A 23,784-nucleotide genomic window follows, 5' to 3' on the forward strand; every position below is an offset into this window, starting at 1 on the left:
ACAAGTTGTATCAAGCCGTGACGCAAGGGTCATCAATTTTCATCGCTCAATCAAGGCGTTGTCATGTCTGGAATACAGTGAACCGTTATCGCAGTGTAATGAAGTTATTGTTTCAATTTCACTTTTTTATTGCTGTCGCGCTGTTTTTATAACGCAAATTGAACAGATAGGGAATGTTTGCTGTGTGGTGTTTTGGTCAAAATAGTCAATTGAGATTCAAATCATCCGCTATGGATGTAAGAAAATGTATGCAACGCTGTGTTCTACAAGCGGGTAGGGAGAGCAAAAGCAGCTTTGTTATAATGCGGCTCAGATGTGACTTTTTTATTTTTTCCCCGTTCTTTTTTGGGCTAGGATTTTTTGGGTATTGATATGTTTAAGTGGATTATTTTGGCCATCTTTGTCATCTCAGCGTTATATATTCAGCGACGTGGCACAGTTCGGCATTCTTTTTATCGCCAGTTTTTTGACCATTCGACTCTGTTTGCACCGATCAATTTTCTGATGTACGCCTTTTCACGCGTACCGAATCAGCCTTATATCGATACGCAGCATTTTAAAGACCTAAAAGTGCTGGATGAAAACTGGGAAATGATTCGTGACGAAGCACAGGCGCTCTATCAGAAAGGTGGGATCAAGGCTTCGAGTAAATATGATGACCTGGGGTTTAACTCATTTTTTAAGACGGGCTGGAAACGCTTCTATTTAAAATGGTATGACTCGGCGCATCCCTCTGCAGCAGAACTCTGCCCAAAAACTACCGCCTTGCTCAAAACCTTGCCAACGATTAAGGCGGCCATGTTTACCGAGCTGGCACCTGACAGTCGTCTGGTCCGTCATCGTGACCCCTATGCCGGTTCATTGCGTTATCACTTGGGCTTAATGACCCCGAATGATGACCGCTGCTTTATCGATGTCGATGGGCAGCGTTATTCCTGGCGCGACGGCGAGAGCGTGGTATTTGATGAAACCTATATTCATTATGCCGAAAACAAGACTGACCAGAACCGGATCATTTTCTTTGCTGATGTCGAGCGACCTTTAAAAACCCGCTGGATGGAACGCTTTAATCACTGGTTTGGCAAAAAGGTAATGACAGCAGCCAGTTCACCGAATGAAGTCGGAGATCAGACCGGTGGCTTAAACAAGGCTTTTGGTTATGTCTATCAACTGCGGGTCAAGGCTAAGGCTTTAAAAGCACAAAACCGACAGCTGTACTATTTCCTGAAATGGTTCCTGATGCTGGGTATTTTCTTCCTGATCTTTGTTCGTCCTTATCTGTTTGCCTAAGCTGCAACATAAAAAATAAAACGCCCACATGGGCGTTTTTTATTACCTGCAGAGATTCACCACATCATTCTGATTTTGTGTAAGATAAAACAAAATAGGGGGAAAATGATGCGTGTATTTCGTTCAAAAAAAGACTGGTGGTTGCTGGCATTTTTGATCTGTATGAGCGGTTTGTTATTGCAATTATTACTGACCATGCAGGCCAAAGGGACGATGACTCAATATCCGGTGCATACAGCAGTCTATATGCTCACAATCCTCTTGGTCTGGTGGCCGGTTTGGAGTACCCGTTATATTGTGCAGGACGGGCAGTTGATCATCAAAAGCCTATGGCTGAGCTGGCAAATTCCCCTTAGTTCGATTCAAAATATCCAGCCTACAGATCATTCAGAAATTGCACCAGCCTTGTCTTTTAAGCGTTTAAAAGTCAACTATATACTGGCAGATCAACAAAAATATGTCCTGATTTCACCTAAAGACCCGGATGCATTGATTCAGGCGATTCAAGCACATCAAACAGTTTAATTGGGATGGGATGCTTGAGGCTGAACTAGCAATTGTCCATCAATACAGTCCAGATGGAGTTGTAGCTGTTCTGGATGGTTCAGGAAATAAATCGCTAAGATCGGTTCCAGATCAGTCCGTATTTTTCGGCCCAGATGACGGGCGCCATAACGGATGTCATGACCCTGATAAAAATGAGCCTTGGCTGCATCAGTGAGGTGAATCTGTCGTTTCTGGTGTTGTAGACGTTGATTTAATTTATCCAGCTCAATCTCAACCAGTCGTGGCAGGACATCATTTTGGATGGCCTGATAGTGCAAGGTACGGTCAATCCGGTTTAAAAATTCAGGATCGAACTTGCGCTGCATGACTTTTTCAATGATCTGCTGGGTCGGTGCTTTTTTCAGACATAGTTGCTGCACTTTTTGCGGCAGATAACTGAGTTTTTCCAGATATTGCTGTGCGGCCTGTGCACCGACATTACTGGTCATAAAAATCATGCAGTTACGAAAATCGATGGTTTTGGTACCAGCAGTCAACATCAGTCGACCGGTATCTAGTACATTCATCAGGCCACGAATTACTTCAGTACTGGCTTTTTCCAGTTCATCAAATAGCATGATGCCGGGACGGGTATGGCTTCCGGCAATAGCGGTTTCATCAAACAGGCTATGGCCTTCTTTAGAGCCCACATAACCCGGAGGCGCGCCTGTCAGGGCAGCTGCATAATGTTCCTGCGCTAAAGTATTCATATCAATCCGGCAGCAAGCATCTGGACGGCCATAAATCGCTTCGGCAATCAGGCGTACCGTCTCAGTCTTGCCGACACTGGTCGGGCCAAGCATTAAGGTAACCGAAAGCGGACGTTCTGGACTGGAAAAGTCAGCCTTGACCACATGCAGCATTTTTTCAATTTCATTTAAGGCGGCATCCTGACCGATGATCCGTTCCCGTAGCAACTGCATCACAGTCTGAGGTTCAAAATGAAAACGCGGTTTCCCAATCAAACGGTCACGCTCAGACTGGCTATGGCTAGAGGTGGCAGGTTGCACAGCATGAATACCGGATTGGGAACTTGTCATCTTGGATCATCTCGAGATTGAACCTGTCGAGCATAGCAAAGTTAATTCAGGCGACTTATAGCTTTTAGCAATCAGACCATATTTGGTTGCTTATAAATACGGCGGTCTGGGCATAACCTGTTTCACTTTGGATGACAGTTCGGATGAATTTTGTGTCATCGCTTGAAAATGACACATTAAACATCACATATATCTGCATATTGCAGGTGAAAAATAGGTTTTAGGTGAACGAGAACGCGCGCCCTCATATTGAAAAAATCTTGGCCAATATGACCACCTTACCCGGGGTCTACCGGATGTATGGCAAAGATGGCGAACTCTTATATGTGGGAAAAGCCAAAAACCTGAAAAATCGGGTGTCCAGTTATTTTGTCAAAACCCTTGATCATCCCAAGACTCAAGCTTTGGTGGCACGGATTTATGACATTCAAACCTTGGTGGTGCGTTCAGAAACTGAAGCTTTACTCTTAGAGCAAAACCTGATCAAGCTGCATCGTCCGCCGTATAACATCATGCTGCGTGACGACAAATCCTATGTCTATATTTTTGTTTCTGCAGACAAGCCTTATCCGCGGATTGCCAGCGGTCGCGGCAAGGGCAAACATCAGGTCGGCAAGTTTTTTGGACCTTATCCGAGTGCTTACAATGCCCGCGATACTTTGGTTATTCTGCAAAAATTATTCAATGTACGTTCCTGTGAGAATGGTTTCTTTGCCAATCGTACTCGACCTTGTTTGCAATATCAGATCAAGCGCTGTTCCGGCCCTTGTGTCGGCCTGATTTCACCTGAGGATTATCAGGAAGATGTTAATAACTCGATTCGCTTCCTGCAAGGCGATACTAAAGAGCTGAATCAGGAACTGATTGCCAAGATGGAAGCAGCCGCAGAAAATCTGGAATTTGAAAAAGCGGTATTTTATCGTGACCGGATGGCGTTATTGCGTGATGTACAGGCCCAGCAGGCGATTTATAAAGTCAAAGGTGAGGCAGATATTCTGGCGATTGCCTATCAGGCAGGGGTGACTTGTGTGCAGATCATGCATGTGCGTAATGGCAAGATGCTCGGCGGTAAAGGCTATTTTCCGGATATGCTGAGTGATGATCTGGGGCAAATGCTCTCGGATTTTATTGCCAATTTCTATTTTCAGGTTGCTGATGAAATTCCATCTGAACTGATCGTGAATATTGAAATGCCAGATCGGAAGGAACTTGAAGCCGCACTTTCTCAACATTTTGATAAGAAGATTCAGATCAAGTCCAAAGTCCGGGAAACCCGTGCCGAATGGCTGGAACTGGCACAGATGAATGTGCAGCATGCCATTCAGGGCAAGCTGGCTAATCACTTTGAATTGAATGAACGTTTCCATCAGTTAGAAGAGGTGGTGGGACGGCCGGTAGATCGGATTGAGTGTTTCGATATCTCGCATACCATGGGTGAAGATACGGTTGCTTCTTGCGTAGTCTTTGATAGTGGAGGCGCGCGCAAACGCGATTATCGTCAGTTTTCTATCAATGATATTCAGGCGGGTGATGACTATGCCGCGATGCGTCAGGCCTTAACCCGTCGTTATAAAAAAGCCATGCTGCCAGATTTGCTGCTGATTGACGGTGGTAAAGGGCAATTGCATATGGCGATGGAAGTCATGCAGGAACTTGGGCTGGATGCCTTTATGGTTGGTGTGTCTAAAGGTGAAGGGCGTAAGCCAGGTTTGGAAACTCTGCATTTTACCGATGGCAGCAAGATTCAGCTTCCAGAAGATCATAAGGCCCTGCATCTGATCCAGCAGGTACGTGATGAAGCGCACCGTTTTGCTATTACCCGGCATCGGGCCAAACGCGATAAAAAACGTGGCTCATCGGTATTGGAGGTGATTCCGGGACTGGGGCCGAAGCGCCGTCGTGATTTATTGACCCATTTTGGCGGGATTCAGGGCGTGCTTAAAGCTTCTGAAAAAGACCTGCAACTGGTGCCAGGTCTGGGTTCGGTCATGGCCCGGATGATTTATAAAGTTCTGCATGAGTAATCGTTTTATATCAATTACAAGTGCAAAAATGCACATTGACCTTCGAGTCAAAGGTCATTTCTATTCATAGATTTTTCCAGCAATATATCGGTTCATCAGACAAAGTTGAAGGATCGATATGTCGTTGCAAGCACTGTACGCACAAATTGCGCAGCAAGAATGGATTGAAATGCCAACAGGCTGGGGGCAAGGAAGAACCATCTACGGAGGACTTGCGGCTGCAGTCATGATGCAAAAAGCCGTGGTGACGATCAATGATCCTGCTAAACGTCTGCTGAGTACCAGTATGACTTTTGTTGGTCCGGTACAGGAAGGCAAAGCATGCCTGACTGCGGAAATTCTGCGTGAAGGCAAATCGGTCACTACCATCGAAGTGCGTCTATGGCAGGATGACGCTGTTCAAAGCATTCTGATTGCCAGTTTCGGCGTAGCGCGCGATTCTAGCATCCAAGTACATCAGGAAATCCAGGCTCCGGATTATGCTCCTCCTGAAATCCTGTTCCAGATTCCTGCACAGTTCAAGCTTCCAAAGTGTTTTGATCATTTTGAACTCAGATGGGCGGATTTGAATCTGCCGTGCAGTTCAAGTGTACGTCCTGATTTTGAAGGCTGGTGCCGCTTCCATCCAGATCAACATTCTGACCGTGAATTTCAGTTAGCTGACCTGATGGCCATTTTTGATATCTGGCCACCTGGGGTGTTACCGATGTTTCAGACACTGGCCCCGGCGAGCAGCCTGACCTGGACTGTAACCTATGTGCATCCAGTGCAGCATCAGCTACATGATTGGTTTAAATATAAAGTGATTACCGACCATGCGGCTGATGGTTATTCAACAGAACATGCCTATCTGTGGGATGCAGAAAATCGGCTGATTGCGATGGCCAGACAGACAGTGACGGTGTTTGCCTAGTGACACTTCAAGTCAATTCGTATAAAGTGAAGCGTATTAATGATGGATTAAACCTCGAAAAAAGTGTGCATTTTCATCGTACATGAGGGGAACAATTGGCGGTGTCTATGACTACAGGTCGTATCCTGAATATTCCAAATATCTTGACCTTGGCTCGTATTATCCTGATTCCGGTTTTTTTATTGGTCGCATATTGGCCACCGGCAATCGGATTTAATGAAACCAGTCCTGATGTGACGCGGCATATTATCTTAACGACAATTTTTGTAGTGGCTGCAGTCACTGACTGGTTTGATGGTTACTTAGCGCGTACTCTGAATCAGACCTCTGCTTTTGGTCGCTTTTTAGATCCGGTTGCAGACAAGCTGATGGTCGCTGCTGCGCTTATTGTCTTAGTGCAATGGCAACCTTCGATCTCAATGGCTTTTGCAGCCATTGTGATTATTTCACGGGAAATTACAGTTTCAGCTTTACGTGAATGGATGGCTGAACTTGGTGCGCGTACCAGTGTGGCGGTGTCTACAGTGGGTAAATACAAAACCGCGTTTCAGATGATTGCGATTACAGTATTTCTGCTGAACTGGCCACCGCTAGAAATGCTGGCTTATGCGTTGCTATATACAGCTGTGGTACTGACCTTATGGTCGATGCTTATTTACCTAAAAGCAGCTTGGCCATATCTGAAACAGCCTTAATCAATAAAAGCTCCTTAAAAGGGGCTTTTTTTATAGCTAAAAATAGAGAATATAAAAATAACAGGCAAAAAAATACCCAGCCTTTGGGGGAAGAACTGGGATGAAATCGGGGGTATTTCTCAGTTATTATTATAGTTATTCAAAGATATCTCATCTTCTTGCTGGTCATTATAGGGAGCGCCTTACACAAAATCATGTGGTTTCTTGTAGCTGAATGTTGTGTTTTGTGAGAGCAATGTATACAGAATTTACAATTGATTATTTTGATACAAATCTGATTGCTTTTCAGTAAGATAATAGCTGCTTAAATTTAAAAAACACGGTAGGAAAATGACAGGTTTTGAGCCTGTTTTTTAGCTCAATAATTTTCGATTTCATGAAAGTTAGAATAGTTTTTAGAGTGCTTTTAAGAGAAATAGAATATCTATAGAAAAAGAATATTCGAGGAGTCTCGTGCCAGGTATTTAACTCATGTTCTGGTGAAGAAATAATTTTCAAATTAAAAAGGGAATTCTTTTTATAGGTTACTTTTTTATGGCATTCGAAGTAATACCTTTCGCTTAATTTACGTAAAAGAAAAGCTTGAGCTTAGATAAAAAAATTTCCATGTAAGGAGTTTTTTATTCTATGAACTCATAGCTGCTTGTCTTGCGTAATTTTTAGAGCAGTACATAAAAAAGAATCTCCCATAACGGAGATTCTTTTTAGATTAAAGCCTATGCGCAGCATAGCTGCTTGTCTTGCGGCGTGGCGGAGCAGTGCTTTTGATATAAGAAAAGCCCCGTTTATGGAGCTTTTCAAATGTTGACCTACGCGCACCTTCGGTGCTTGTCTTGCAGAAAAATAAGGCAGCGCCTTATTTTTCTTCAGGCTTTAGACCTTCAGCTTTTTCCAATGATTCATCATTGTTAAAGAACTTCTCGCGTTGTTCTTCAAGGAACTTTTTCGCATCCGGTTCAAACACGTTTAAACGCTTTTCATTGATCAGCGTGGTCTGGTGTTTCAGCCATTCTTGCCAAGCCTGTTTAGATATCGTATCAAACAGTTCCTGACCCTTTGCACCCGGGAATGGTGCAAAGTCTAAACCTTCCATTTCTTGTTGATACTTACGGCAAAAAACTTGTCGAGACATATCAATACTCCAATTTAAAGCGAAAGCAATTAAGCGTAAAGTTTCTCTAGGCGAGCATGCGCACGTTCAATCGCAGCTTCAACCTGTGCAGGTGCAGTGCCACCGATGTGATTACGTGCATTCACAGATGCTTCTAAAGTCAGAGCTTTTTCAAATACATCTGCTTGAATCAGATCAGAGAACTGTTGCAGTTGCTCAAGTGTCAGTTCAGACAGGTCTTTACCTTCCTGCACGCCTAGAGCTACCGCTTTACCCACAATTTCATGAGCATCACGGAAAGCCACGCCATTTTTTACCAGATAATCTGCCAAGTCAGTAGCCGTTGAGAATCCACGAAGCGCTGCTTCACGCATGATTTCAATATTTGGTAGTAGAGCAGGAATCATGTCAGCAAATGCCATTAATGAACCACGAACCGTATCGATCGCATCAAATAATGGTTCTTTGTCTTCCTGGTTATCTTTGTTGTAAGCAAGCGGTTGACCTTTCATTAGAGTCAACAGGCTCATCAGATCACCATACACACGGCCGGTTTTGCCACGGATCAGTTCAGGTACATCTGGGTTTTTCTTCTGTGGCATGATCGAAGAACCAGTACAGAAACGGTCTGGAATATTCACGAATTTGAACTGAGCCGATGTCCATAGGATCATTTCCTCAGACATACGTGACAGGTGCATCATAATTAAAGATGCTGCCGCATTGAATTCGATACCGAAATCACGGTCAGAAACAGCATCTAAAGAGTTTTCAGCAACAGCTTCAAAACCTAGAAGTTCAGCAGTATAAGCACGGTCAATCGGGTAAGTCGTACCTGCTAGAGCAGCAGAACCGAGTGGCATACGGTTAACACGTTTACGGCAGTCAATCAGACGTTCAGAGTCACGTACCAGCATTTCAAACCAAGCCATTAAATGATGACCAAAAGTCACTGGCTGTGCAGTTTGCAGATGGGTAAAACCTGGCATGATGGTATTGGTATTTTTAGCGGCCAGCCCCAGAATGCCTTTTTGCAATTTTTTTAGTAATTCCAGGATGGCATCGATTTCATCACGGACATACAGGCGGATATCTGTCGCAACCTGGTCATTACGGCTACGGCCCGTATGCAATTTTTTACCGGTAATGCCGATACGCTGAGTCAGGCGCGACTCAATGTTCATATGCACATCTTCAAGGTCAATGCGCCATTCAAAGTTACCTGCTTCAATATCTGCTTTAATGGCAGTCAGACCTTCGATAATGTCATCACGTTCCTGTTCGGTCAGTACGCCAACTTTTGCCAGCATGGTTGCATGTGCAATCGAGCCTGCAATGTCTTGTTTATAAAAACGTTGGTCAAATTGAACAGATGCTGTAAATTCAGCAACAAAAGCATCAGTCGCTTCAGAGAAACGACCGCCCCACATACCCGAAGTCTGGGCTTGTGATGGATTTGAGGAATTAGAAGATGTGGTCATGTCGGCTCAATCAGATTAAAAGCAGTAGAACGAAAAAGAGTATAACAAATTCAAAGCCCGTTGCCGAAGTCCAAGTCGATCAATCTTTTACATCTCCGACCGGATCAGCGCGAAGCTCCTATTTTTTTAGCCAGATCGGCAAGCTGCACTATTTGCTGGAAATGTTTATTGGTGGCAATGTGCTGGCCATGGTCTTAGCCTTGGCAAAAGCACAGTCCTGGCAGGCGCTCAATCTGGCAGATCTGCTTCAATATATGCTGTATATCAACTGGGTACTGTTATGTTTTGCAGCGCTAGTCGAGCTTTTTCATCAGCATTTTCAACGCATGGGGATTAAGCTGGCATTAATCTGCGGATTTCTGCTATTACAGGCCATTGTTTTGGTAACTACGATCAGTCTGAATGTACTGACTTATTTTGGCAGCAATTTGAATTTTCAGGGACTGAGTTTGGCGATCGCACTGGATCAGGTCGGCCTACATCTGAGTTTTGGTATCCTGTTAGGCATGTTCTGTTTTCGCTATCTATATTTGCGTGAGCAATGGGCACAGCAGCAGCACAGTGAATTGAATGCACGGATTCAGGCCATGCAGGCCAGGATTCATCCGCATTTTCTGTTTAATAGTCTTAACAGTGTAATTAGCCTGATCAGTATTGACCCGGACAAAGCCGAACAAATGTTGCTGAATTTGTCCCGTTTATTTCGGGCCAGTTTTCAGGAATTGAAACTGGTCAAGTTGCAGGAAGAAATTGAACTCTGCCAGCGCTATCTGGAGATTGAACAGATTCGTCTGGGAGAGCGTTTGCAGGTCGAATGGAAATTAGAAAACAAAGACTTATACTCACAAGTCCAAATTCCATTATTGACTTTACAACCCCTAGTGGAAAATAGTATTTTCCATGGAGTTGAAAAAATTTTGACAAAGAGTACCATAAGCATATTGATTGAAATCTTGCAAAATCAAATTAATATCATCATAACAAACCCCTATACGCAGGATAATAAAACATTAAAAAAGGGACATGGTATTGCAATTGAAAATGTCAGACAGCGTCTGGAAGCTTATTACGGACCTACGATGACGTTTCAAACTTTCGCCGGTGGAGGGGTGTTTACCACGGTTGTGCAATATCGCTATAAATAAAAAGAAATCAAGGAAATCACAGTTAACTTATAATCAAATGAATAATATTGACTGGATTAAGGAGGAGAAATGGACGTCCTGATTTGTGACGATGAGCCTTTGGCTGTCGAGCGACTATCACGTTTAGTCTCTCAACTGGGGCATGATGTGGTTGCAACAGCTACGCATGGTCGTCAAGCAATTGATCTGGCTCACCAGCATGAACCTGATGTCATCTTACTAGATATTCAAATGCCTGAAATGGATGGTTTGACCTGTGCGCAGCATTTGCGTCAGCTCGACCCGATGCCGGCTATTGTCTTTTGTACGGCCTATGACCAACACGCGCTGGATGCATTCAAGTCTAATGCAGACGGCTACCTGCTTAAACCGGTGATGCAACAGGAATTGGCACAGGTTTTAGAGCATTTAATTAAACTTACCCAAGCTCAAATGAGCCAACTAAAACAAAAAGAAAATATGGAAGAAATCAATATCAGCCGCCATCAAATTGCGGCAAAGACCTATCGCGGGGTCGAATTGGTGCCAGTTGAAAATATCTATTATTTTCTGGCGGATCAAAAATATGTGACCGTACGCCATAAAAACGGCAGTGTCCTGATTGATGAAACCCTGAAGGAGTTGGAACAGGAGTTTGGACATCAGTTCATCAGGATTCACCGTAATGCACTGGTTTCGGTTCACTATCTGGAAGGCTTGGAAGTGGTGAGTTCCGGCCAGTATCAGGTGCGTTGTCGTGAACTGGAAGAGCGTCTGGCGGTCAGCCGGCGTCATTTGCCATTCTTGCGGGAACGGATTCAGAAACTCTAAACGGATCAATGAGTTCGTCTGGATCAGCATTGAAACTTGCATAAATTCGCTTGCATTTTCAAGTGAGCAGGTTAAGTTTAGACTATTGTTCTCATTGACTGTTTATTGAAATTTATGAAGACCCTAAAAATTGCTACTCGACAAAGTCCACTTGCGCTCTGGCAGGCGGAACATATCCGTGCACGCTTACAGGACCTGCATGCTGGACTTCAGGTCGAGTTAGTCACTTTTGTTACACAGGGCGATAAAATTCTCGATACGCCATTGGCAAAAATTGGTGGTAAGGGCTTATTTGTAAAAGAATTAGAAGCAGCCTTACTAGATGGTCGTGCCGATCTGGCCGTCCATTCAATGAAAGATGTCCCAATGGCTTTGCCTGAAGGCTTATCTTTGGCAGTCATCTGTGAACGTGAAGATCCACTGGATGCTTTTGTCTCAAATACTTATGCCAGTTTCGACGAATTGCCTCAAGGTGCCAAAGTTGGAACTTCGAGCTTACGCCGTAAAACCCAGATTTTAAAACAGCGTCCGGACCTTGAGATTATCGATTTACGCGGTAATGTGGGTACACGTTTATCCAAGCTGGATGCAGGTCAGTACGATGCAATTATCCTGGCCAGTGCCGGTTTAAAACGCTTGGGTCTTGCAGATCGTATTCGTCATAGTATTGCGCCTGAAGTAAGTTTACCCGCAGTAGGACAGGGTGCATTGGGCTTGGAATGCCGCAGTGGAGATCAAGCGGTATTAGGTTTAATCCAGCCTCTATTACATGCAGAAACTGATGCTTGTGTCCGTGCCGAACGTGCCTTTAATGCCTATCTTGAAGGTGGCTGTCAGGTGCCAATTGCGGGCTATGCTACTTTAAACGAAGGTGTCATTTCGATTGAAGGCCGGGTCGGTAGCGTAGATGGCGCAACTTTGCTACGCGCACAGCAAAGCGGAACCATGGCAGATGCAGAACAATTGGGCGTGCAGCTGGCCAAGGATCTGTTAGATCAGGGCGCAGGCGAGTTGCTAAAAGTCCTTTATTCAAAATAATGTTGTTCATTAATACCCGTCCGAGTGATCGTGCTGCAAATTTAACGCAAGCCCTACAGACAGCGCAGATTCCGGTGATAGAGTTGCCCTTGCTAGAACTGGTACAGCAGCCTTATACGGATGAGCTGGCCAGTTTATTTAGGCAGCTATCCCAAGCAATACTGATTGTCGTCGTGAGTCCGACTGCTGCCCAGATTGGCATGCAATATTTGCAGCAAGCGGGTCTATCATTGAATGATCTTGGAAGTGTCCAGTGGGTCGCTGTAGGTAAAGCTACCGAGCAGGCTTTAGCAAGCTACGGTATCCAGAGTTATGTGCCTGATGTGGAGACTTCGGAAGGGATGCTGCAATTGCCTGTGCTACAGCAGTTAGCTACCGGATCAACTATCGCCTTTTGGCGAGGTGAAGGTGGGCGTCAATTTATGATGCAGCATTTAAAGGATCAGCAAATTCATATATTGAATTTCATTTTATATGATCGTCAGTGTCCGCCAGTTGCTTCCGAGATATTAGCTAAACATTTGACGAGCCTTGAAGCTAATCCCCGTTATGCAGTCTTGGTCAGCAGTGAAGCGAGCTGGCTTAACTGGCTAGCCTTGATGCAGCCGTATCCGCATCTCATTAATCGGGCATTGTATTTGGTTTTGGGGCCGCGTTTGGCTGCCATGCTTGGGGAATATCAACAGCAACATCAGGCTGGTTTTCAATTCGCTCAGTTAGAGGACTTAAGCGGATCGACGATTTTGCAGCAGCTACTGATGTACTAGGAAACGCATGAAAAAATTATTCATTGTTTTTTTCATCTTGAGCTTGGCGTGGATTGCCAAGCTGAGCTATGACCTGTTTGGTTTGAATTCAGCACAGACTGAATTGACCCAGAATTTTAAGCAGCTGCAACAGCAGAATGCCAATCTGAATGATCAGCTAGTGGCTTTAAAACGTCAGGTTGCTACGAGCCAAGCAGCAAACCCTGAAACACCGAACAAGGGGACAGTTCAGGATACTCCAGTAGCTGATTTGCAGGATGATCTGCCTTTGGTCGAGCAATATCTGGATCTGGTTGAGTTTGCCTTGCAGCAGCAACAATATGCAATGGCTATGGAAAAGTTGAATCAATTATCCAATCAGCTTGAACATCTAGAACTGGCACCTGCTCTTCTGGGTAGCCTGAATCAGGCGATTGACAAAGATCGGGAAGTCCTTAAGCAGTTCATCAACAATCGTTTAGTACAACAGAATAAATTAAAAGAATTACTGCAACAGATTGATGTTGAGATGGAAAAGGAAATCCAGGTGCAGCATCAGAATCGCGCTACATCCCAAAGCTCATTCTGGCAGCGCTGGATTCAGATTGAATCAATCGAGAAGCCAAGTGCGGTCTTAATGCAGCGTAATCTGGTCTTAAAAGAAGCTCAGCTGCGTTTACTGATTGCAGAAAATAGTGTGCAACAAGGACAACAGGTAGCTTTCCAGCAAGCCCTGAAAAGTGTGATCGAGGTATTGGCGCAACTTCCGGATGTGCAAAGCAAACAATGGATTCAACGACTGGAGCAAATTAAGGCAGCACCTCAGACGCCTACTCCTCAGCTCAATACGCGTACCCTGATCGGTTAATTGCTTATGAAACAGATTTTACTTGCTTATTTACTGGTTGGTTTGTTGGGCTTGGCGATCTTGAGTGTACTGAGCTATGGTTATGGTGCGGGCTACGTCTATCTGTATTGGCGCGAACTACAGATCCAGACCACTTTCTGGTTTCTGGTGGGCCTACTCATCGCAATCAGCTTCCTGATGCATATGCTGTGGTATGCGACCAAACGTTATCTCAGCTTTAAACAGCGTAAACAGGAAACGGTATTCAGCTTTGCACGCCTACATCCTTATGAGCAGTTAGCTGTGGTTTGGTTATTAAATGCTGCACAGGATCAACGGGATTTTATTCAGCAGTCTTTTAATCAGTCGGGATTGCTCAAGCATATTATTGATGCCCGATTAGCGTGGGGACAGCAACAATATAGCGAAGCATTGAGTAGTTTAAATCAGTCCAATCCAATGGCATTTGAACTGGCAGAATTACAGCGGATTGAAATCTATTTATCGCAGCAGGATGGTCAGCAGGCATTAACGCATTTAGAATTTTTAAATCAGCATGAGTTATCTCCCTGGTTAAGACGGGTGAAAACTGCTTATGAGCAGCGTTTAAATGCTTTATGGGGGCAATTTGCCTTACAGTTTCCCTGGTTATATTTACGTTCAACCAAATATGGACATTTAGACCAAGAAGTAAAAAAAATATGGCTGCAGCAATTATTAATAGCTTATGACCAGGCTACAGAAGACGATTTGGAATATTTAAAACAACGTTATCTGGATTTAAAACAAGACATATTTAATCGTGACTATGAAGTCAAACTATTATGGTTAAAACTGTTATTTAGAATGCCGGAAATGAGTGTTGAGCATGAATGCCTTGCTAAACACTTACTGGAACTCCAATTTAATCAGGATGTATTTTATTTATGGTTCCAGCAGCAGTTATTAAAGCAATTTCCAGATTATGCAGATATTGAGCAGCAGATCTCAGTTTGGGATGTAAAATATACTGCACTGCCAATATTAAGTTTTGCCAAATGGCATATTCTACAGGCGACTGGCCGGGTAGAGGAAGCTCAGCAATTGCTGGATCTCTATCCAGATGACATCCGCATGAGCTATTTGAGAATTAAATCTGTATTGCAGGGAAGAGAGGATTTAATACAGCAGTTAAATGCCGTATTTGAATCGAATGTTAATTTTATCGAAATCAGAATTTGAGGAAATAATGTCAGAATTACAACAATATCCGGTGATTTATTCGCAAACTGTTGCATGGGGAGACATGGATGCGTTTGGGCATGTTAATAATGCCATGTATTACCGTTATATAGAAAGTGCCCGTTTGGCTTATTTGGGTAAATTAAATATTTTTGATGAAGATATTTTAACAGTAGTGGCTTCAAATCAATGCCGTTATTTAAAACCTGTGGTTTATCCAGATCAATTAAAAGTGGCGGCACGAATTGATGAAATTCGGAATAGTGCAGTCAGAATGCATTATTTATTATGGAGTGAACAGCAGCAAAGTATCGTGGCCACTTCAGAAGCAGTAATTGTATGTTTAAATAAAAATATGCAGAAAACTGAAATACCTGAACATATTCGAGAAAAAATAAAATCGCTGGAATTAACTGTACAACATGAAATTTAATATAGAATTTCATCTCTAATTTAATGATTAATTTTGTAATGACCCTTAAGTTTATTGTTATACATTTAAAATTTTATATTAGACCTCTTGCGAAAGTATCGTTTTACCTAATTTTTGAATTGGCTAAAACCTTATAAATTGTAGCTTTAGGCTGTTTAAATTTTAACTAACGCAAGAAGTCTATTGAATATTACACTTAATATAAATATGATGGGTTCGTTATTTATTAAAAGAAATAATGCTATTTATTGGAGAATATGATGCCAGATATTACAAATTTATCAGTTGAAGAGTTAAAACGATTACAAGCAGAAGCTGAGTCTTTAATTGCTTTGAAAAAAGATCAGGAAATTGAAGATGCTTATCATCAGGTATTGGATATTGCCGACAGAGTAGGCTTAACAATTGAACAGCTTCTTGAGTTTGGTGCTTCTAAACGTAAAAAAACTGCACGTAAGTCTGTAGAGCCACGTTATCGCAGTAAAAGCAATCCGGAAGACACCTGGACTGGTCGCGGTAAACAGCCACGCTGGTTAGTTGCTGAATTAGAGAAAGGCGCAAAACTGGAAGACTTCGTGATCTAATCCTTCTGCCTCATTATTCATCATCAGGCTGTTATGCATACGGCCGGTGATTGATCAGCCAAGCACATCCTGCTTGGTTTTTTTATGCCTATGAATTGGCGTCAGAGAAAAAGTGTGCATAATGTGATTATAAAATGACAAGACTATAAATTTAGGGGTTTCGATTGGATAGGTTGGTCGTGGCGGGATGAGCAATAAGCCGAAAACATTAAAATGGTTGATATTTGCAATTCTAGCCTTTCTTGTCTTTGTGATTCTGCAAGTTCCTGCAGCTTGGTTAATTTCAAATTTTTATAAAAATAATCAGGTCTTACATAATGTAAGCGGGAATATCTGGCAGGGAAGTGCGGACTGGAAAAAAGGTAATCTTCGGGGAAGTCTGAACTGGCAGGTTCGTCCTTTGGACCTGTTGTTGCTGAGATTAGGGGCAAATATTGATCTGCATAGCGGTAATACCCAGTTTTCGGGTGTGATGGGCTATGGTCTGAATAAAACTTTAACCGTCAAAAATCTTGAGGGACAGCTTGCACCTGAAACTTTAAAGAAGATTGCTGACTGGCAATGGCCTACCAACCCGATTCAGTTTAAAGAACTCGATTTTAAATATAAAAAAGAGCAAGGCTTTAGCCATGTAGATGGCCAGATGCAGTGGAGCGGTGGTGAGCTGATTTATACATTTGCCCAGCGTCAGGAGCGTATGAATGTACCGGTTCTGAGTGGTCAGTTATCCGATGAGAATGGGCAGCTGCTGCTGGACGTGCGCGACAATCGTGATCAACGTATGTTGAATATTAAACTGGATCCAAGCCTGATGCTGGATATTCAGCTGACACAGCGCTTTTTACTCAATGCCCCTTCTTATACCGGTAAAGCTGGGCTGGATACTTATGTGATTAGTACCCGTCAGCCTTTAATGGGGGGCTTCAACTGATGGCAAGCCCACTCGATTATTTTAAAAATATTGATCTGAAACAGACAGAGCGTATTGCTCCAATTTTACTGTTTCTGCTGATTCTGTATTTATGCTGGAAATTGGCCGCCTTATTCTGGCTTCTAGTGGCTCCGCCACAAGCGATGCAGGTTGATCAGGTAGAACTGGGGTCACAACAGGCTCAAGTGCCGAACATTAGTGCCTTTTCACTATTTCAGGAAACTACTTACGCAGCGAACACTGCTGAAACTGCCAATATTGTTTTGCAGGGGGTTGTGGTAGCGAGTCCAAGCTATAACTCTTCAGCAGTCTTGAAAATTAATGACCAGTCTGACCGTTATCGGGTCGGAGAGGTATTGGGAAATAGCGGTTTTACGCTGGCTGAAGTGTACTGGGACCGGGTGATTCTGCGTAAATCAAGCGGTGCTACCCAAGAAATCCCGTTTAAAGGGCTGGAAAATGGTTTAAACCAGCCAATCGTGCCGGATACCTCGGCAGCATCTTCAAATTCAATGCCTCCGCTGCATACGGAAAGTGGTATGCCTGAACAACCTTCACCACAGAGTGAAATCAATCGGGCCATCCAGCAGATGCAGGAAAATAAGGACCAGTACTTACAGAATATGGGGGTAAGTGCAGCAGATGGCGGTTATGAAGTGACTTCACGGACACCGGCTGCACTGCGTAATCGCTTGGGATTAAGACCGGGAGACCGGATTTTGTCTTTGAATGGTCAGACCCTGTCACAGGGACAAACCGAAGCACAGTTACTGGAACAGGCTCGACGTGAAGGTCAGGTCAAACTCGAAATAAAACGTGGTGATCAGGTGATGACCATACAACAGGATTTGAAGTGATGTGTCATCACGCATAGGGTTAGGAAACACAAAAGTTTATGGCTTTATTTAATAATAATCGATCAGCATGGGCATTCTGTGTGGCCGCACCATTGGTTGCCATGGTCAGTACGGCAAGTTATGCGCAAACCTGGAAAATCAATCTTCGGGATGCAGACTTAACCGCCTTCATTAATGAAGTGGCGGATATTACCGGTAAAAATTTTGCGGTAGATCCCCGGGTTCGAGGCAATGTCACGGTCATTTCCAACAAACCACTGAATAAAAATGAAGTTTATGACCTGTTTTTAGGCGTCTTGAATGTCAATGGTGTAGTGGCCATCCCTTCAGGAAATACCATCAAGCTGGTACCAGACAGCAATGTCAAAAGCTCCGGGATTCCCTATGATGCACGTCATCGTGCGACTGGTGACCAGATTGTCACTCGTGTGATCTGGCTGGAAAATACCAATCCAAATGACCTGATTCCAGCTTTGCGTCCGTTAATGCCACAGTTTGCTCATCTGGCTGCCGTTCCGGGCACCAATGCACTGATTGTGTCGGACCGGGCGACCAATATCTATCAGCTAGAAACCATCATCCGTAATCTGGATGGCACGGGTCAGAATGATATTGAAGCCATTAGCCTGCAATCCAGTCAGGCCGAAGAAATGATCGAGCTGATTGACTCTATGGCAGCAACAGGTGCAGCTAAAGATTTGCGTGGTTCGCGGGTGCGGGTCATGGCAGATGTGCGTACCAACCGGATTCTGATTAAGGGTGATCCGGCAACACGCAAGCGCATTCGTCAGATTATTGAAACGCTGGATGTGCCTGCAGCAGACCGTCTGGGTGGCTTAAAAGTCTTCCGTTTGAAATATGCCAGTGCCAAGAATCTTTCGGAAATTTTGCAGGGATTAGTGACAGGGCAAGCAGTCAATACTGGTTTGGATAATTCTTCTTCTAGTTCGTCTTCATATAATTCGACTAATAACCTGAATAACAATAATACCACTAGCTCAAACAGCTTAGGTGCATCCAATATTCAGCTCAATACTGGCATGAAAACCGAGCAGGGCGGAATTAGCAGCTTTAATGCCAATGGTGTCAGCATTATTGCGGATGCCACACAGAATTCTCTGGTGGTTAAAGCAGACCCGCAACTGATGCGTGAAATCGAATCTGCCATTGATCAGTTAGATGTACGCCGTCAACAGGTTCTGATTGAAGCTGCAATTATTGAAGTAGAAGGGACAGATGCGGATCAGTTGGGTGTGCAATGGGCCCTGGGTGATATCAGCAGCGGAATTGGTCTGATCAATTTTGATAATTTTGGCACCAGCCTGAAAAATATTGCAGCGGGTTATCTTACTGGCGGTGGTACGGGTGCAGCGAGTACCGTAGGCGCAGGCAGTTCGCTAGTGATTGGTGATTATCGTGAAGGCAGTGATGGTTCACGCCGTTTATACGGCGCGATGATTCAGGCCTTAAAAGAAACCACCAAGTCTAATCTGCTGTCTACACCGTCGATTGTGACCATGGACAATGAAGAGGCTTACATCGTTGTCGGTGAAAATGTACCCTTTGTGACCGGTTCAGTTTCTACAGGAGCCGCAGGTGTTGCCAATCCTTATACCACCATTGAGCGTAAAGATGTCGGCGTAACCTTAAAAGTCGTGCCGCACATTGGTGAAGATGGTACGGTACGTCTGGAAGTTGAACAGGAAGTTTCAGATGTAAAAGCCAATAAGGGTCAAGCGCAAGATCTGGTCACTAGCAAACGTGCGATCAAAACCTCGATTCTGGCAGAACATGGACAAACGATCGTATTAGGTGGCTTGATTTCGGACAATACCAGTTATGGACGCCAGGCAGTACCCGGTCTAGGGGCAATTCCAGGGGTGGGACGTTTGTTTCGCTCAGAAGGTAAGTCTAATCAGAAACGTAACTTATTGATCTTTATCCATCCAACGATTGTGGGTGATAAAAATGAAGTACGTAAACTGGCCCAACAACGCTATGGTCAACTCTATAGCCTGCAATTGGCACTTGATTCAGACGGTAATTTTGCCAAGTTACCGGAAAGTGTTGAAGATGTGTATCAGCAGCGTATTCCAGTTTCCAAGACACCACTGACGAATTCGACCTACCAGAATGTTCCGAGTGCGCCAGCGTCAACGCCATCAGCCGCAGCAGTGGCTACACCAGTGGCAATTGAGCCAGGGATTCAGCGACAAGTGGTGCAGCCCGTCCAGCAGGTTGAAAAAAGTAGAAATACCGTTACAACAACCACACTTAGACCCAAAAGCTAGACCATTCGCATTTGCATACAGCATGTTATGATAATGCCAAAGAAAATAGAGAAGTAGATTTCATGACTTGGAAAATACAGGCAATTAGCGATGACTTGACTGGACAGGAAATAGCAATCGACCATGACATGCTGGTAGGGCGTCATCAGGCGGCTGATATTGTGCTGCAGGCTGCGGAAATCTCGCGTAAGCATGCTGCTTTTCTACTGAAAGACGATGCACTGTGGGTACAGGATCTAGGCTCATCTAATGGCACTTTCGTGAATGACTTGCTTATTGAGCAGGAAACGCGATTAAAACAAGACGATGTAGTCCAGTTTGCCAGCTTGAAATTTCTGGTTCTTGAACCTGTAGCGCCTGTTGAAGTGGCGCCAGAAGTTGAAGAAACAGCAGAGCAAGTGGTTGAAGAAATCGAAACGGTTGAGAAAACCCCTGCCCAGCAGATGAATGAGCAGGGCATTCTAGAATTGAAAGAGCGTGATGCTTCAGTCAACTTGACCCGTGATGGTATGCCGACCAATGTCGGTATTCCAAAACCTGCGCCTATTGCTGAGGGTGTAGACCTGAGCTCGGTTAAGCCAGAACCAGCCCCAATTCCGGTGGAACAGCCTGTTTCTCGTATAGAGCAGGAAAAAGAAGCACAGAAAAATGCATCTGTTGGGCTGATTTCACTAATCGTTCTGATTATTTTGGCGATTATCGCTTGGGTGTTGTTTAAATAAGCCCATGATTGGTTACAATCGAGGCATGCATCACGCATGCCTTTTTTATGGCTGCAAGTAAAGAAAATGAGGGTCAGGATGTCAATTGCACAACTGGAACAACGTAAACTGATTTTATTCGATCTGGATGGCACCTTGGTGGATTCAGCCCATGATTTGTATCGGGCCATGAATATGAGCCTGAATGTCTTGCAGCTACCCCTGGTGACTGAGGAGCAGGTACGGGTCTGGATTGGTAAAGGGACGTCCAAGTTCTGTGAAAGCGTACTCCAGCATCTGGTGGGAGAAGTACTACCTGCCCAACATCAGGAATTACTTACGACGTTCCTAGAAATTTATAATGCCGATCCTTGTGTAGATACCAAGCCATTTGACGGAATTATCGAGTTTCTGGAATGGGGTAAGGCTAACGATAAAAAACTGATCTGTGTGACCAATAAACCAGAAGAACCGGCACGCAGTATTCTGGATATTCTGGAAATGGCGAAATACTTTGATGACACCATTGGTGGTGATCGCTTTGCCGAGCGTAAGCCAGATCCGCGTCAGTTGTTGCATTGTGTGGAGCATTATGGCGTGACCAAAGAGCAGGTACTGATGATCGGGGACTCAGTCAATGACATCGAAGCTGCGCGCCGTGCGGGTATAGATTGTATTGTAGTCAGCTATGGCTATAATCATGGTGAAAATATAGCAGACTGTGATCCTCAAGAAATTGTTGATGATCTACGTGAGTTGCTTGTTTAAATAGGGTACGAAGGAAATAAGATGAATAGTTGTAAGGTTTTTCGATGGCGTCGCTCAGTCCAATTCCATTTTCATACTGAGTAACCCCAATTTAAAGAGAAAAACCGAATGACAACTTCAGCTCAATTCCAGCAACTTGCATCTCAAGGCTATAACCTGATTCCTGTATACCGTCAGCGTCTGGCCGATACGGATACTCCTCTATCTATCTTTGCCCGTCTGAAACAACACCAACAGGCTTATCTGTTCGAATCTGTCGAAGGGGGAGAGAACTGGGCACGCTATTCAATTATCGGTCTGGGTGAATCGACTGTATTCTCCTGTAATGCGGGTGAACTGACTGTTCAGCATCCGGATGGCTCTATTGAAAAACAGCACTGTGCCGATCCATTCCAGTATATCCGTGACTTTCAAGCACAGTTTAAAGTACCGACCCAGGCAGAACTTCCAGCCTTACCAAGCTTTACCGGTGGTCTTGTCGGTTATTTTGGTTATGACTCAGTACGTTATATCGAACCTAAGCTAAAAAATGTGCCTGAAGCTGATCCGGTAGGCTTGCCAGATATCTGGATGATGCTGTCTAAAACCGTCATCGTATTCGATAACCTGAAAGATACCCTGTTCCTCATTGTGCATGCCGATGCAGCTGATCCGGCAGCTTATGAGAAAGCGCAGCAGCAACTGGATGAGCTGGAAAATATTCTGGCGACACCGGTAAGCCTGAAAGCAGAAAAACATGCGGCACCGCATTTTGAATCCTTAACCGGGCATGACAACTTCATTGCCTCTATTGAAAAGGTAAAAGAGTACATCCGTGCCGGAGATGTGATGCAGGTGGTGCCAGGCCATCGTATGGTTTCTGATTTCGATGGTGAGCCTTTACAGGTCTATCGTGCCTTACGTCACCTTAATCCATCACCTTATCTGTTCCTGGTACAAGGGCAGACCCTAGAAAACAATACGCCGTTCCATATTGTGGGTTCTTCGCCTGAAATTCTTTCTCGTCTGGAAAATGGCATTGCCACCGTACGTCCATTGGCGGGTACGCGTCCACGTGGCAAGACCAAAGAAGAAGATCTGGCATTGGAAAAAGATCTGCTTTCTGATGAAAAAGAAATTGCCGAGCATTTAATGCTGATTGATCTGGGCCGAAATGATGTTGGTCGTGTATCCAAAATCGGTAAAGTGCAAGTGACTGATCAAATGGTGATCGAACGTTACTCGCATGTGATGCACATTGTGTCGAATGTACAAGGTGAAGTACGTGATGATGTCGATGCACTGGATGTTTTTAAGGCAACTTTCCCTGCGGGAACACTTTCTGGTGCGCCAAAAATTCGTGCCATGGAAATTATTGACGAAGTTGAGCCAGTAAAACGCGGAATTTTTGGCGGCGCTGTTGGTTATTTAGGCTGGCATGGTGAAATGGACATGTCGATTGCCATTCGTACCTGCGTGATTCGTGAAAATAAGGTCTATGTTCAGGCGGGAGCAGGGCTGGTTGCGGACTCAAATCCTGAGTCAGAATGGAATGAAACCCAAATAAAAGCTCGCGCAGTGATCAAAGCGGTTGAATTATCATCAAACGGATTGATTTTGTGAGTTTTTGGCGTTTTTTTTGAAAAAAACACTTGCATGGATTCTGAGTTTTGCTAAACTGCACACCGTTCCGATACGAAACGTACGAAACACTAAGAAACGCCGGCATAGCTCAGTTGGTAGAGCAACTGACTTGTAATCAGTAGGTCCACAGTTCGAATCCGTGTGCCGGCACCATCTTAGAGAGTTTGGAGTGCGAAGTAAAGAACGACACTGATGTAAGTGTAAAAATGGTGAGGTTCCCGAGCGGTCAAAGGGGGCGGACTGTAACTCCGCTACGAAAGTTTCGAAGGTTCGAATCCTTCCCTCACCACCAATTTTAAGACTTCAAAGTGGTAAGTACCAACATCGTGCGGGAGTAGCTCAGTTGGTAGAGCGGTAGCCTTCCAAGCTGCATGTCGCGAGTTCGATCCTCGTCTCCCGCTCCATTGTTTGAAGTGCTAATATTTGCTCTTATAGCTCAGTGGTAGAGCACTCCCTTGGTAAGGGAGAGGTCTCGAGTTCAAATCTCGATAAGAGCTCCAGATTACAGTTTGGCAACGTGGTTGCAAAAATATTTCAAAAGCAGGCTATTTAGTCTGCTTTTCAAGTATTTGGTGTTTGGTTTTTTTTAAACGATATGTCGGAGCTGGGTTTTACTCAGAATTGTGTTCGACGTAAACGAGGAAGATTAACATGGCTAAGGCTAAGTTTGAACGTAATAAGCCACACGT

Annotated in this window: 22 protein-coding genes and 4 tRNA genes; 23 read left to right on the forward strand and 3 right to left on the reverse strand. The window is 44.2% G+C overall.

What is annotated here, in order from left to right:
- The first annotated feature begins 372 nt into the window (after nucleotides 1-372).
- Both lpxO and B3143_RS12210 read left to right on the forward strand, forming a co-directional pair.
- Nucleotides 373-1,290: a lipid A hydroxylase LpxO gene (gene lpxO / locus B3143_RS12205; protein WP_034171575.1), complete on the forward strand. Its 918-nt coding sequence runs from the start codon at nucleotides 373-375 to the stop codon at nucleotides 1,288-1,290.
- 108 nt (nucleotides 1,291-1,398) lie between these two features.
- Nucleotides 1,399-1,815: a PH domain-containing protein gene (locus B3143_RS12210; RefSeq protein WP_286740733.1), complete on the forward strand. Its 417-nt coding sequence runs from the start codon at nucleotides 1,399-1,401 to the stop codon at nucleotides 1,813-1,815.
- Here B3143_RS12210 and B3143_RS12215 read toward each other — a convergent pair.
- Nucleotides 1,812-2,876: an AAA family ATPase gene (locus B3143_RS12215; protein WP_286740735.1), complete on the reverse strand. Its 1,065-nt coding sequence runs from the start codon at nucleotides 2,874-2,876 to the stop codon at nucleotides 1,812-1,814. The two genes, B3143_RS12210 and B3143_RS12215, sit on opposite strands and share 4 nt — an antisense overlap.
- A 224-nt stretch (nucleotides 2,877-3,100) precedes the next feature.
- On the opposite strand from B3143_RS12215, the gene uvrC reads away from it, so the two are divergent.
- The 3 genes from uvrC to pgsA all read left to right on the forward strand — a co-directional run bounded on the left by uvrC (nucleotide 3,101) and on the right by pgsA (nucleotide 6,508).
- Nucleotides 3,101-4,900, forward strand: a complete 1,800-nt coding sequence (gene uvrC / locus B3143_RS12220; protein ID WP_166136811.1) for an excinuclease ABC subunit UvrC — start codon at nucleotides 3,101-3,103, stop codon at nucleotides 4,898-4,900.
- 118 nt (nucleotides 4,901-5,018) lie between these two features.
- The gene (locus B3143_RS12225; protein WP_286740737.1) at nucleotides 5,019-5,813 is read left to right on the forward strand and encodes a thioesterase family protein; all 795 of its coding nucleotides are present in this window, start codon (nucleotides 5,019-5,021) and stop codon (nucleotides 5,811-5,813) included.
- Nucleotides 5,814-5,920: 107 nt separating this feature from the next.
- Nucleotides 5,921-6,508: a CDP-diacylglycerol--glycerol-3-phosphate 3-phosphatidyltransferase gene (gene pgsA, locus B3143_RS12230; protein ID WP_286740738.1), complete on the forward strand. Its 588-nt coding sequence runs from the start codon at nucleotides 5,921-5,923 to the stop codon at nucleotides 6,506-6,508.
- Nucleotides 6,509-7,364: 856 nt separating this feature from the next.
- Here pgsA and B3143_RS12235 read toward each other — a convergent pair.
- Both B3143_RS12235 and argH read right to left on the reverse strand, forming a co-directional pair.
- Nucleotides 7,365-7,640, reverse strand: a complete 276-nt coding sequence (locus tag B3143_RS12235; protein WP_004781637.1) for an oxidative damage protection protein — start codon at nucleotides 7,638-7,640, stop codon at nucleotides 7,365-7,367.
- A 29-nt stretch (nucleotides 7,641-7,669) separates the two neighbouring features.
- Nucleotides 7,670-9,100, reverse strand: coding sequence for an argininosuccinate lyase (gene argH / locus B3143_RS12240; RefSeq protein ID WP_262736329.1), 1,431 nt, complete (start codon nucleotides 9,098-9,100; stop codon nucleotides 7,670-7,672).
- Here argH and B3143_RS12245 point away from each other — a divergent pair.
- From B3143_RS12245 to B3143_RS12330, 18 genes are all read left to right on the forward strand, one after another.
- Complete coding sequence (locus tag B3143_RS12245) at nucleotides 9,091-10,245, forward strand: sensor histidine kinase (RefSeq protein ID WP_262736328.1); 1,155 nt, start codon at nucleotides 9,091-9,093, stop codon at nucleotides 10,243-10,245. The genes argH and B3143_RS12245 overlap by 10 nt on opposite strands.
- Nucleotides 10,246-10,314: 69 nt before the next feature.
- Nucleotides 10,315-11,055 (forward strand): LytR/AlgR family response regulator transcription factor, encoded by a 741-nt coding sequence (locus tag B3143_RS12250; protein ID WP_005232557.1) that lies wholly within the window; start codon nucleotides 10,315-10,317, stop codon nucleotides 11,053-11,055.
- 114 nt (nucleotides 11,056-11,169) lie between these two features.
- Nucleotides 11,170-12,093 (forward strand): hydroxymethylbilane synthase, encoded by a 924-nt coding sequence (hemC, locus tag B3143_RS12255; protein ID WP_286740741.1) that lies wholly within the window; start codon nucleotides 11,170-11,172, stop codon nucleotides 12,091-12,093.
- On the forward strand, nucleotides 12,093-12,860 hold the full coding sequence (locus B3143_RS12260) for a uroporphyrinogen-III synthase (RefSeq protein ID WP_286740743.1): 768 nt from the start codon (nucleotides 12,093-12,095) through the stop codon (nucleotides 12,858-12,860). Before hemC ends, B3143_RS12260 begins: the two co-directional genes overlap by 1 nt.
- Before the next feature lie 7 nt (nucleotides 12,861-12,867).
- A complete protein-coding gene (locus B3143_RS12265) occupies nucleotides 12,868-13,707 on the forward strand; it encodes a hypothetical protein (RefSeq protein ID WP_286740746.1) in 840 nt (279 codons plus the stop codon).
- A gap of 6 nt (nucleotides 13,708-13,713) precedes the next feature.
- Nucleotides 13,714-14,907, forward strand: coding sequence for a heme biosynthesis protein HemY (locus B3143_RS12270; RefSeq protein ID WP_286740747.1), 1,194 nt, complete (start codon nucleotides 13,714-13,716; stop codon nucleotides 14,905-14,907).
- Between the two features lie 7 nt (nucleotides 14,908-14,914).
- Nucleotides 14,915-15,340, forward strand: coding sequence for an acyl-CoA thioesterase (locus B3143_RS12275; RefSeq protein WP_004781650.1), 426 nt, complete (start codon nucleotides 14,915-14,917; stop codon nucleotides 15,338-15,340).
- A gap of 257 nt (nucleotides 15,341-15,597) precedes the next feature.
- Nucleotides 15,598-15,924, forward strand: a complete 327-nt coding sequence (locus tag B3143_RS12280) for an H-NS family nucleoid-associated regulatory protein (protein WP_159123736.1) — start codon at nucleotides 15,598-15,600, stop codon at nucleotides 15,922-15,924.
- Between the two features lie 187 nt (nucleotides 15,925-16,111).
- Nucleotides 16,112-16,855 (forward strand): type II secretion system protein N, encoded by a 744-nt coding sequence (gene gspN / locus B3143_RS12285; RefSeq protein ID WP_286740750.1) that lies wholly within the window; start codon nucleotides 16,112-16,114, stop codon nucleotides 16,853-16,855.
- Nucleotides 16,855-17,712, forward strand: a complete 858-nt coding sequence (locus B3143_RS12290; protein ID WP_286740751.1) for a type II secretion system protein N — start codon at nucleotides 16,855-16,857, stop codon at nucleotides 17,710-17,712. Before gspN ends, B3143_RS12290 begins: the two co-directional genes overlap by 1 nt.
- A 38-nt stretch (nucleotides 17,713-17,750) precedes the next feature.
- Nucleotides 17,751-20,003 (forward strand): type II secretion system secretin GspD, encoded by a 2,253-nt coding sequence (gene gspD, locus B3143_RS12295; protein ID WP_286740753.1) that lies wholly within the window; start codon nucleotides 17,751-17,753, stop codon nucleotides 20,001-20,003.
- A 62-nt stretch (nucleotides 20,004-20,065) separates the two neighbouring features.
- Nucleotides 20,066-20,725 carry an FHA domain-containing protein gene (locus tag B3143_RS12300; protein WP_286740755.1) on the forward strand — a complete coding sequence of 220 codons (660 nt, stop codon included), beginning with the start codon at nucleotides 20,066-20,068 and terminating at the stop codon, nucleotides 20,723-20,725.
- A 78-nt stretch (nucleotides 20,726-20,803) separates the two neighbouring features.
- The gene (gene gph, locus B3143_RS12305) at nucleotides 20,804-21,472 is read left to right on the forward strand and encodes a phosphoglycolate phosphatase (RefSeq protein WP_286740757.1); all 669 of its coding nucleotides are present in this window, start codon (nucleotides 20,804-20,806) and stop codon (nucleotides 21,470-21,472) included.
- Between the two features lie 108 nt (nucleotides 21,473-21,580).
- Nucleotides 21,581-23,074, forward strand: a complete 1,494-nt coding sequence (gene trpE / locus B3143_RS12310) for an anthranilate synthase component I (protein ID WP_286740759.1) — start codon at nucleotides 21,581-21,583, stop codon at nucleotides 23,072-23,074.
- A 98-nt stretch (nucleotides 23,075-23,172) separates the two neighbouring features.
- Nucleotides 23,173-23,248 (forward strand) — tRNA-Thr (locus tag B3143_RS12315).
- Between the two features lie 55 nt (nucleotides 23,249-23,303).
- Nucleotides 23,304-23,387: transfer RNA gene (locus B3143_RS12320), tRNA-Tyr, on the forward strand.
- A gap of 36 nt (nucleotides 23,388-23,423) precedes the next feature.
- Nucleotides 23,424-23,499, forward strand: a tRNA-Gly gene (locus tag B3143_RS12325).
- 21 nt (nucleotides 23,500-23,520) lie between these two features.
- Nucleotides 23,521-23,595, forward strand: a tRNA-Thr gene (locus tag B3143_RS12330).
- Nucleotides 23,596-23,784: the final 189 nt, after the last annotated feature.

Source organism: Acinetobacter sp. UBA1496, assembly GCF_002324975.1.
In the GTDB taxonomy this organism is placed as follows: Bacteria; Pseudomonadota; Gammaproteobacteria; order Pseudomonadales; family Moraxellaceae; genus Acinetobacter; species Acinetobacter variabilis.

Excerpts from the sequence above, each read along its gene's own strand:
- B3143_RS12300 (WP_286740755.1), top strand. The coding sequence starts at position 20,066 with ATGACTTGGAAAATACAGGCAATTAGCGATGACTTGACTGGACAGGAA.
- gspN (WP_286740750.1), top strand. The coding sequence starts at position 16,112 with ATGAGCAATAAGCCGAAAACATTAAAATGGTTGATATTTGCAATTCTA.
- B3143_RS12275 (WP_004781650.1), top strand. The coding sequence starts at position 14,915 with ATGTCAGAATTACAACAATATCCGGTGATTTATTCGCAAACTGTTGCA.
- B3143_RS12260 (WP_286740743.1), top strand. The coding sequence starts at position 12,093 with ATGTTGTTCATTAATACCCGTCCGAGTGATCGTGCTGCAAATTTAACG.
- B3143_RS12245 (WP_262736328.1), top strand. The coding sequence starts at position 9,091 with ATGTGGTCATGTCGGCTCAATCAGATTAAAAGCAGTAGAACGAAAAAG.
- hemC (WP_286740741.1), top strand. The coding sequence starts at position 11,170 with ATGAAGACCCTAAAAATTGCTACTCGACAAAGTCCACTTGCGCTCTGG.
- gspD (WP_286740753.1), top strand. The coding sequence starts at position 17,751 with ATGGCTTTATTTAATAATAATCGATCAGCATGGGCATTCTGTGTGGCC.
- lpxO (WP_034171575.1), top strand. The coding sequence starts at position 373 with ATGTTTAAGTGGATTATTTTGGCCATCTTTGTCATCTCAGCGTTATAT.
- B3143_RS12215 (WP_286740735.1), bottom strand. The coding sequence starts at position 2,876 with ATGACAAGTTCCCAATCCGGTATTCATGCTGTGCAACCTGCCACCTCT.
- B3143_RS12265 (WP_286740746.1), top strand. The coding sequence starts at position 12,868 with ATGAAAAAATTATTCATTGTTTTTTTCATCTTGAGCTTGGCGTGGATT.
- B3143_RS12280 (WP_159123736.1), top strand. The coding sequence starts at position 15,598 with ATGATGCCAGATATTACAAATTTATCAGTTGAAGAGTTAAAACGATTA.
- pgsA (WP_286740738.1), top strand. The coding sequence starts at position 5,921 with ATGACTACAGGTCGTATCCTGAATATTCCAAATATCTTGACCTTGGCT.
- B3143_RS12210 (WP_286740733.1), top strand. The coding sequence starts at position 1,399 with ATGCGTGTATTTCGTTCAAAAAAAGACTGGTGGTTGCTGGCATTTTTG.
- gph (WP_286740757.1), top strand. The coding sequence starts at position 20,804 with ATGTCAATTGCACAACTGGAACAACGTAAACTGATTTTATTCGATCTG.
- B3143_RS12290 (WP_286740751.1), top strand. The coding sequence starts at position 16,855 with ATGGCAAGCCCACTCGATTATTTTAAAAATATTGATCTGAAACAGACA.
- B3143_RS12235 (WP_004781637.1), bottom strand. The coding sequence starts at position 7,640 with ATGTCTCGACAAGTTTTTTGCCGTAAGTATCAACAAGAAATGGAAGGT.
- B3143_RS12270 (WP_286740747.1), top strand. The coding sequence starts at position 13,714 with ATGAAACAGATTTTACTTGCTTATTTACTGGTTGGTTTGTTGGGCTTG.
- trpE (WP_286740759.1), top strand. The coding sequence starts at position 21,581 with ATGACAACTTCAGCTCAATTCCAGCAACTTGCATCTCAAGGCTATAAC.
- argH (WP_262736329.1), bottom strand. The coding sequence starts at position 9,100 with ATGACCACATCTTCTAATTCCTCAAATCCATCACAAGCCCAGACTTCG.
- B3143_RS12225 (WP_286740737.1), top strand. The coding sequence starts at position 5,019 with ATGTCGTTGCAAGCACTGTACGCACAAATTGCGCAGCAAGAATGGATT.
- B3143_RS12250 (WP_005232557.1), top strand. The coding sequence starts at position 10,315 with ATGGACGTCCTGATTTGTGACGATGAGCCTTTGGCTGTCGAGCGACTA.